1 protein-coding gene is annotated in these 8,625 nt (G+C 47.4%); it reads left to right on the forward strand.

Annotated features, from left to right (window positions below):
- The first annotated feature begins 751 nt into the window (after positions 1-751).
- Complete coding sequence (locus tag Q4491_RS21220) at positions 752-8,515, forward strand: hypothetical protein (protein ID WP_303460731.1); 7,764 nt, start codon at positions 752-754, stop codon at positions 8,513-8,515.
- The last annotated feature ends 110 nt before the right edge of the window (positions 8,516-8,625 follow it).

The raw sequence follows: 8,625 nt of genomic DNA on the forward strand, positions 1-8,625 counted from the left end.
TCGTATTTATCAGCCATGATGTGTCTCCCCCCGTTTTTAGGAAGTGTAGGAAAAGACACAAAACTTTGAACACTACCGCATACGTGCTCTCACCCTGGTTGTTGATGCTACACCCATCAAACCAGTTATGCAGCACACTTATTGCCAAGCAGAAGCAACTGTGCAGTGATGCCATGTTGTTTCGCAAAATTTACTGTTGAGTAAAATCGATCCCAGGTAATGATGCACAGCTGTGCTATTGAGCGATTCAATGAAGGTACTGAGACATATTACATTAGACTTGCTAAAACGGATGAGGTATCAATTGCACGTCGTGGCAGAGCCGAAGAGCAAAGCATGTAGCTTGATCGACTGGGTTCTTCAATAAAACATCAGTCCATTTCAGACCGTAAAACTTCCCCGTAATTAGCATTTCGTACGAAAGGTAATTTTTAGTAATGGCAGATATACGAACAATGTGGTGAAATAATCAGCGCCAGATTGCACTAAATTAGTGCTCGCTGTACAAGCTTGGTGAACAGCTCACAAATATAGCCATTAATAAGACATTTTATTGGCCTTATGTTCGCTTGGAAGCGTCGTTTTTGGCTGAATCACATGAAATCCGCCTGATTAAATTACTTATTTTCCTGTCATTCTGACGGTTTAGGCTGTCATTGTGATTTTATAATTTGTTGTTTTTACTGGATTGTTTTGAGTCTTGTACTGCATATAATAATGCGCTATTGATCAATTATTCAGTGTGGCTAACGTGTTCAGACAAATTGTTTTATTGTTGCTTTTTGTACTCCTGTCGGCTTGCGGCAGTGAAGAAACTTATCCTGAGTATCCGAAAGATCGCCAGCAAGGTATTCTCAGCGGCGTCGTATTTGATGCTGCGGTTTCTAATGCAAGAGTCAGTGTTTACGAATTCAACAATGGTAAAGCAGGTCGTTTATTAGCTGCCACCAACACCAACCCGGATGGGCGTTTTTCTATCGCGCTCACGGCCGGGACCACGCCGTTGTATATTGAAGCTAACGGTGGCGGATATTTGGATCCGCATTCAAAAAATGTCGTGACAGTGAATGACAGAGGCCCGCTGAAGTTCCGGGCTTATGTCAATTTTGTGGAAGGTCAAAACCGGAATGTCATGCTGACTCCGCTGACCAATATTGCCGCGGGTCTGGCTGAATATAATTTTCAGCGTTTAGGTCAACAGACTGCGGCAGCCATTGAATCCGCAAACGCAGCCGTGAACAGCCAGTATGGATTTGATGTCTTTTCGGTTCAGCCACTGGATATTTCTGTCGGTAACTACAGCGCTGTTGCCACACAAGGTCATCAGTATGGCGCATTCTTGCTGGCATACTCTTCAGCAGCTTATGAGCTGCTGGAAAAATCAGGCGGCAGTGACAAAGAAAAGCTCATTTATACCTCTTACAATCTGGTTGATTTGCAATATCGTGATATTCAGGCAACCGGACAATTGGATGGCTGGTCACTGGATGAAGTCTCGGCTTTGCCGGTGGCGCTGTCGTTTGGTCTGCAAAAACTGAATGTTGAGTATTACACCAACACATTAGCCCAGCATTTGCTCCGGGTGGTAAATAACCCGGACATCAATATTTCTTCGACTCCAGCCAGTGATTACACTCCGCTGGTGAATCGTCTGAACAATGCTTCTGGCGGGATTTATGCCCCGCGAGCACCAGTTTCCATTGATGAAGATGCGCCGGAAGTGGTGCGTTTCGGGAATGAAACCTTGTCCGGCTCTGGATTGGTTTCAGTCAAAGTCACCGACTTTATCGGGATTGAGTACGCAGAAGTTTTCTTGCAGACCAAAACCGCAGAAAGCGGCTGGGGCGAACTGGAAAACTGTAAAAACGGTATTTCTTCACTCTGTAGTGTGCAGTCTGAGGCTTTCGACAGTGGTGTGCGTGAAACGCTGGTGGTCACCAAGGTCAATACGCTGGAAATTGATAAGTTATCGGCTGAACCCGTTGAGGGACGTCTGGTTCTGAAAGTGGCTGATGTGCTCGGAAATGCCGATGATGCGCAATCTGTTTCTTTCCGGTGGGATAACCTCGCGCCAGTGATCAATATCACGTCGCCGAAGACCTTTAACCCGGTCAATAAGGCATTCTATACCCTGACCGGAACCATCAAAGATGCCGGGTCAGAGATTGCCAGCGCAACCATTGCAGTGAACGCCGGTGCGCCGGACGTACTGAACTGTACCATGCAAAAAGATCCTGACACTCAGGAAGATGTGTGTGCGTTTACCCAGAATTTCGACCGTGGTCTGTTTATTGGCGGACAGACCACCTTCTTTCTCACTGCAACGGATGGTAACGGCAACAAAAGTCAGACACAGTATCTGATCCTGTCGGATACCACAGCGCCGACGCAAAGCGTCGCGTTTCCTGAAGTCGCGATGAAGTTCTTCGACGCAGATACCGGCGAATATCAGGACAACCTGACGCAAGAATATTTCCAGGATCTGTACGGAAAACAGTATCTTAACCTGAATTATGCTTATGCCCTGCAAGGGCTGAAAGGCGTTCATCCGGAAGTCGATTTTGCAGACTTTACCACCCTGGTGCTTGATCAGAATCAGGTGCCGTATCTGACTCTGAGTGTTTCAGACGCCACGGGCAGCTCTGAAGTGACCAGTTCCTCGGCAGAGGAACTCAATGTCATTGTCACTTATGAAGCGGGGAAAATCGGTGAGCCGGTCGCGATCACCCGGACAGTGAAAAGTAATCTGGGCCAGCTTCCCCATGAAGTGTTCCCGGCACCCGACAGCGAAGGTTATATCAGCGAAGCACGTTATTTCATTCCCTTTGTCCGGGAAATCTTCGGGGCAGACTTTACTCGTGTAGATGAAAGCTACGCGCAAACCATCACCATTGTGACTGAGGATGGTTCAGGCAACTTATCTGTGCCTTATAAGTTTCAGTTCAAATCTACTTTTAACCTACCTTCAATCAAGGTGACGTCGCCCTATATTGGCGCGAGTGCAACCATTGAACGTTTAAACGCCTCCGGCCAGTGGGCGTCGATTGCGTCGTGTAAGATGCTTGCTGAGCCGTCGAAAACAGGCGGTGGCACGCTAAAAGACACGGCTAGCTGTCAGACGCATTCTCAGTTTGCCGGTGAGATCCACCGGGTAACGGTGACGGGGTCTACCCAGTTCTACAAATGGAGTCAGAATGCACTGACTGAATTTGACCTGACCGAAGAACACGGCCTGCGCAGCTACGGCATTGTAGGCGGTGAATCCGGGGATCGTGAGTTTATCATCACGGAACTGTCGGTTTTCCAGTCCGGGTTCTTTGATTACCTGTTTGATAAATCGAATAAAACACAAGGCACGGCTCAGGGCATTCTCTCGGATGTGAATGCCATGTTCGGGGAGCAGACCAGCCAGTTCTTCGGCTTCAACCCGACCACAACTTATTACGCGAATAATGATGAGTTGCTGACGATTCCAAATCCGCCGTCCAGTAAATATCTGTACCGCTTCCTGCTGGAAGCCATGGGTGATATTGCCAATGCGAGTGCGGTACAAAACAGTACGGATCTGGCAAAACTGTATTACACGGATATCGTTGGAGACGGAAAACCGGATGGAAAGAATGCCGCCGGTCAGCAACTGTATTTTGCCAATGATCCGCTGGGTGAAAATTATTACCGTGAGAAACTGGGCGAACATTTCTACGACTTTGTGAAAACAAAATTTACCGGCAAAGTCGATGACAAAGTGGCGATGTATTACGCCAACCGCTTTGCGAAATCGGATCCGACGCTGCAAAGCCAGAAGGTCTTTAACAAGCCTGCGGAAGCAGTCGATCAGGAGCCGCCAGCAGTCAGTCTGGACCCGCTGGCCAGTAATGCCATTCAGTTATTCAACAAGTGGTATGTGAGCGGGGATCTGAGCGCAATTGTAAATGTGACTGACCCGTCGGGTCTGGATAAAAGCGCGCAGCCGACCAAGCTGGAATTGTTCTGGGGTGTGGACACCGAGAGCAATGCGACCACGCCAACGGGGATCTTGGCCAATAAAATCGATAACGATGCCTATGCAGAGAAGCATCAGTTTGGATTGGATACGGCCAACGACTATCCGGGTATCGCCCGTTTGGATCTGCTGTTGAGTGCAACTGACCGTGAAGGCAACAGCCATGGTTATAACGGTCAGGCCAAAAAAGCGACCATCTTTATTGTTGATAACGATCCGCCGAAATATACCTTCGTTCCGCCGTTTAAAGCCGACAGTCTGCCGGATACCACGTATATCAACACCAACTTCAAACAAACACTGAAATTTGAAGTGGATGAGCGAGTCGGTGAGGATCCGGCCAAGCGTCGATTCATTTTCCGCAACGGCACCAAAGAACGTGTGGTGACGCAGGAAGAATCCAAATCAGAGAGCAACATCGTGACCCTGTATCTGTGTCTGGATACCCAGTGTGCCGATGATCTGGAAATTCCGAAACCGGTTCATCTGGATGCCGGTTCATGGACGCTGATCACCGAAGGTGCGGATAAACTGGGGAACTTCATTCCTGCCACCGATCCGAATGTCGGTCGTTTCCGGGTGAATGTCGATTTTCAGGCACCGGAAGTGCTGGATTCTGACGTGGAACTGCTGGGCGGTAACAGCCAATGGTCGCCACTCGCGGTGCTGAATAATGGGATCGGAAATGTCAGTGCGCTGGGCGATATTGAACTCAAACTGCATACCGGCGCAGGACTGATTGATCTGGCGCCGTGCGGCCCGGATTGCTCAACAGTACCAGCGTATCTGCTGGGCGATAAAGCCAACACCAAAATGCAGCTGGTCGCGGCGAATCTGGATCATGGTAAAACCTACACGCTCTATATCACCGCGCGGGATACAGCTTATCCGCCGAATGAAGGGGAAGGCACCTTTGCATTCAAGATTGATAAAATAGGGCCAGCGATCGCGACACCGACGCTGAAAGACGGTACAGCACCTGAGTTATCCGGCAATATTATGGGGACCAAATTCATTGCCAATATTGCCAGCATTACGGATGACTCCAGTGTTGAAAATATCAGCTTCTGGCAGGAACTGAGCGCCAGTGAAGTCAAGCTGGTGGAGCCGTTCAAGCCGGAGGGGCTGACCAACATTAATATTGATCTGCAAAAGGCGAATACGTCGCTGATCAATACCAGCGAAGGCCATCAGATCAAAGTGTTTGTCAAAGCGACAGATAAATATGGCTTCGAGAGCCGCTCAAATGCGGTCTCAACTTACTTCGATAATGAAGGCCCGACAATCACGTTAAATAACTTTGATGAAGTGAATGACTTCGTTGAGCCGGGTTATGTGTTCAGTATCTCGGTTCAGGACGAGGGCACAGATCCGATCAAACCGGGGTCAGTGGTTTACTGGACTTACACCGGCACAACCCCACCGCCGGGCGTAGCTGGGACACAGCCAACCAATCCGAACGAGATTGAAACCAATATGCAGCAGAAGTTCACCCTGAAAATCAATGCTGAGGATATTCGTGGCAATCTGCAGGATAAAACGACCTTTGCCATTCAGGTGGATACCACACCGCCTGATGCCTCACTGACAGCGCGTTATCAGAGTAATAACCTTGAAATTAGTCCGGCCCAGACGATCACTGAAGTGGGAACCGTCGACCTCTATCTGAATGCGGTCGATCCTGAAAGTGGCATTGATAAGGTGGAAGCAACCCTGTTCCGTGTCGGTACCGAGCAGGGCGAGACCATTGTCTTTAGTCCGGTACCGGGCAACGAAACGCAACGTAAAGCAACATTGAATACCCAGATTGCCAACGACGGTAAATACAACCTGGTGGTTGATGTCTATAACAAAACCAAGGTTAACCAAGGGAGCCCGCGTCAGAAAACAACCGTAGTGCGTCCGCTGACCGTTCAGCGTGAAGGCTACAGCCTGACCGTTCTGAACCCGGCAAACTTCGGGACATTCACTTTTGGCCAGAGCCTGCGTGCTGAATTCGGCATTCAGAACGCGGAAGGTGCCGTCCTGAATAAACTCGAATGTTGGCTGCGCGAAGATTACACCGGTGACGGCGCGCCGGATAACGATACGTCGGGCTACTACAAGGTCTACACCAACACTGCCTCGCCTGTGTGCCAGTTCGACAACATTGACCGCAATATGGCGAATAATCCGGTGCTGATCACCCGAACAACTGCAAGCAATGACGCCAAAGTTGACCAGATCTTCTCGTTCAACATGGTCGATATCGATGCGCCAGTGATCACGAATAAAGACAACTTCAAACTGAAGCAAGGTGATGTTGATACGGTTGGAGACGTGAAGAAACTAACAGTACGAGTGACTGTAGATGACGTGCTCTCCGGTATGGACAGCAACGCTGAAGTGAAGTTGCATAAAGGTCTGACGGAATACGAACCTACTAATATTCAGCCAAGCAATGGTAATAAAACGATTACCTATGCCTTTACAGGAAATTATAACGATTTCATTCGTAGTAATGATGTGGAGCACTTTGTGAAAGTTTCTGGCCTGAAAGATAAAGCTGGAAACATTGTACTGGATTCTGATTCAACGATTCAGCTTCAGGTACCTAATGTCAAACCAAGTGTTGAAGTGATTGGAATTAAAGAAGGGGACTATATTAATTCTAAAACGGTCGATTTTGCTTTGAAGATTGGTGTTGGCCAAGAAGCAACGCTTGATAACGTTGAAGTTGACCTAGGTTTGAACCGATTCAATTTAACTTCTCACGCTCAAGAAAATTTTGATGGTGGTGCGAAGCCTTGTTTGGATGAACCTGAATTGATGTGTGTGAGTTTCCGAGGAGAGGTTGCACCTGATCATACGGGGGATAATGTCGATGTGCTTGTGAAAGTTTACGATAAATGGGGTAATTCGACGGCACATAAAACAATCAATTTAGGTATTGATCAGGCACCACCAGTGATTGCAGATGTTTATAGCATTGGCTCTGATGAGAATGGCAATGTGCTGATGAACTTCGATATTTCAGATGAAGCCAGTGGCCTGAGTCGCGTTAAATATATCGTGAAAGATTTAGGTGACAGTTTTACTATTGACAAATCTTCTGCAGATGATGCTATCCATCAACTGACATTTGAGTCTGCAAAACTTGGGAGTAAGAATAGTTTCAGGGTGTATATTGAAGCAGAAGATAATGTTGGTATGAATGATAAGACAGAATTCACTGTCAATATCCTCAAGCCACAGACAACTCTGGAACTGCTGGGTGCGCAGAAGAAAGATTCGAATATTGTGCTGGCGAACAATACACAGACGTTCAATATCAGTACAGTGACGGATCCGAATTCACGTGCAGAAGTGAAAGGCTATGTGGTGACACTGGAACCACAGGCTGCGGGTCTGAGCCCAATTACGCTGACTGGAGATTTCAACGGTCTGACAACAGCGACTGAGATTGCAACTCTGACTGAAAGTATGCAGGGTCCGTATCACCTGAAACTGTCGATTCTGGATAATCTGGGCCGTTCACTGCCGAGCTATACCCTGAAAGGGGAAGGCTCTCCGGTGACCATCTCGCCACTGATTATTGATATGGCAAGCCCGAATATTCTGGATGTTCAGGCAGTGCAAGCGCCTGTCATGCCGACTGTGGATGGCAAATACACCATTCGCTTAACGGCCAACATTCAGGATGCGAACCTGAACAGTACCAAGGTAGTGGCAACATTGAACGGTGGCACGAACCCGTCCGATTACACTAAGCCGGCGGAAGCGAGTGGTGTATACACCTTCGACTTTAAAGCAGCCGTGGGAACACATAACCTGACGATTAAAGCCACTGACTATGCAGGAAATGAAGTCACGTATCCGGTTGCCAATGTTGTTGTGGAGCCGTGGACAGTACCAGAAGTTAATATTTCACTTTATGACGATAAACAAACTGAAGTTGGCGGGAGTAAGGTTGTTTGGCTTGACCTTAATTTCACTGAAGCTGTCGAAGAATTGTCTAAGGAAGATTTGATGATTACCTCCTCGGCTGGAGGAGATGTAGGATATATTGAGCAATTTAATCGAAAGAATGGCACGCATTGGGAAGTGAAATATATTTCGCCAACAGGTGTTGATGCAGATATCAATTTTAGTTTACCCGAAGGGAGCTACATTGCAGCGGATGACGGTATGGTTGGTAAACCTGATAGCCTTGGAATTAAAGTCTTTGGTACGCCATTAGTCACCCAGATTACATTCCCGGATGGTAGCTCAACGGTTAAACAAGGGCAGGCGTTGAGAGTGAAATTTACATTTAATCGACCTATACCTGATGATATTGAATTGACCCCCAAAAATGGTTGGACCACTTATTGGAGTGCAGCCAAAATAAACTCAGAACGTACGGAGTTTACTTATGGCTTGTATTCTGAACAGTTAAATAAAGGCACTCAGAGCATTGGTGTTCAGGCTGGTTATGAAGATAAATATGGGAATTACGGCCAAGGAAAAACAGCCAATATATACGTTCAGTAAGCACTAAAAATCACCGCCGTTCGGCGGTGATTTTTGACCCTGTAAATAATTCTGTGTAACTGCCTTGGTTACATGTATTCAGTGAGTCTATCCTCGAACATAATCATAAA

The organism is Photobacterium sp. 2_MG-2023, from assembly GCF_030547675.1.
Lineage (GTDB): Bacteria > Pseudomonadota > Gammaproteobacteria > Enterobacterales > Vibrionaceae > Photobacterium > Photobacterium arenosum.